The organism is Tritonibacter horizontis (genome assembly GCF_001518015.1).
In the GTDB taxonomy this organism is placed as follows: domain Bacteria; phylum Pseudomonadota; class Alphaproteobacteria; order Rhodobacterales; family Rhodobacteraceae; genus Epibacterium; species Epibacterium horizontis.
This window is the reverse complement of sequence record NZ_LPUY01000062.1, coordinates 1-650: the sequence shown is the minus strand read 5'-3', so window position 1 is coordinate 650 and position 650 is coordinate 1. Positions and strand designations below refer to the sequence as shown.

At 64.0% G+C, this 650-nt stretch carries 1 protein-coding gene; it reads right to left on the bottom strand.

The genetic code is table 11. The features are described 5' to 3' along the window. On the bottom strand, positions 1-592 hold a 592-nt coding region (locus TRIHO_RS10475), incomplete at its 3' end, for a regulator (RefSeq protein ID WP_082705104.1). Positions 593-650: the final 58 nt, after the last annotated feature.

Here is a 650-nt window from a genome sequence, read left to right as displayed (position 1 = left end):
TCCCCGCCCTCCGGTCATCGATTTCCATCAGCGCATCGAGCGGCACGCGGTAGGGCTGCATGGCGTCAAAATCCTCGCAATTGCCGCAGTTCTGTACGATCGCGAAGGTGTCGCAGGCATCCTTGAGGATGACCCGGAAGGTGCCGCCGAGGCCTGACGGCACCTCGTAGGTCCCGCCGATGAGATAATCCGAGGCCCGGCGCACGAAGACGCGGATGCTGTGGCCATCGGTGGCGAGCCGGATCGCCCCCCGCCCCCGGTCGATGAGCACCTGCACGTCATCCAGGATGTCGGTATAGAACTGGCCGGTCAGATCGCGAAACGCCATGCGGCGCTGCGCCATCCAGTCGGTGTCCCGAAACGGGTTCATGCCGTCGGCGAAAGCGAAGGAGGGATCGGCCTGTTCGGTGGTGACGATACGGGTGGTCGTGCCATCGATGCCGTTTGAGCGCAGATGCACACCATTGCCGACGATGAGGATCAGGGCGGGCCTGTCCACGGGCCCGTTCCAGTTGGGCAAGAAGGTTTTGCAGGCGCGCGCATGGGCGATCTGTTCCGCAACAGCGGACGCAGAGAACTTGAGAATAGCCATGAGGATGTCTTTCGGTTGGGTGTGGGAGGGTCGACCCGCGCGGGGAATGCCTCGCGCG